Raw genomic sequence first — 525 nt, forward strand, 5'->3', positions numbered from 1 at the left:
AGTCTAACCGCAAGGAGGACGGTCACCACGGCAGGATTCATGACTGGGGTGAAGTCGTAACAAGGTAGCCGTATCGGAAGGTGCGGCTGGATCACCTCCTTTCATGAGCTCATCGCTCACTGCGTTTTAAGCGCTCACACTTGTCGGCTGTAAGAAAGACAGACTCAGGGGTCTGTAGCTCAGTCGGTTAGAGCACCGTCTTGATAAGGCGGGGGTCGATGGTTCGAATCCATCCAGACCCACCAATTTGTCTGCGGTGGCTGACTGATAAACCAACCCCTTGAGTATGTGTGACTGGGGGATTAGCTCAGCTGGGAGAGCACCTGCTTTGCAAGCAGGGGGTCGTCGGTTCGATCCCGTCATCCTCCACCAATCCTCAATGCACAGCGTTCTGCACGAAGCAGAACCTTTTGCATTGGCGATTGAGCCAGTCAGGGCGATATGAGTAACACCATATCGGCTGTCGTTCTTTAACAATCAGGAAGAAGTAGTAAAGAGATTCATCCGAACGCGGACAGAGATGGC

At 53.0% G+C, this 525-nt stretch carries 2 tRNA genes and 1 rRNA gene; all 3 read left to right on the forward strand.

The annotated features are described in order from the left end of the window. Positions 1-102, forward strand: a 16S ribosomal RNA gene (locus M3I56_RS40905); the annotation flags it as partial. A gap of 66 nt (positions 103-168) precedes the next feature. Then, positions 169-245 (forward strand) — tRNA-Ile (locus M3I56_RS40910). A 51-nt stretch (positions 246-296) separates the two neighbouring features. After that, a tRNA-Ala gene (locus M3I56_RS40915) sits at positions 297-372 on the forward strand. Positions 373-525: the final 153 nt, after the last annotated feature.

It is taken from the genome of Paraburkholderia sp. CNPSo 3281 (genome assembly GCF_024206515.1).
Lineage (GTDB): Bacteria > Pseudomonadota > Gammaproteobacteria > Burkholderiales > Burkholderiaceae > Paraburkholderia > Paraburkholderia nodosa.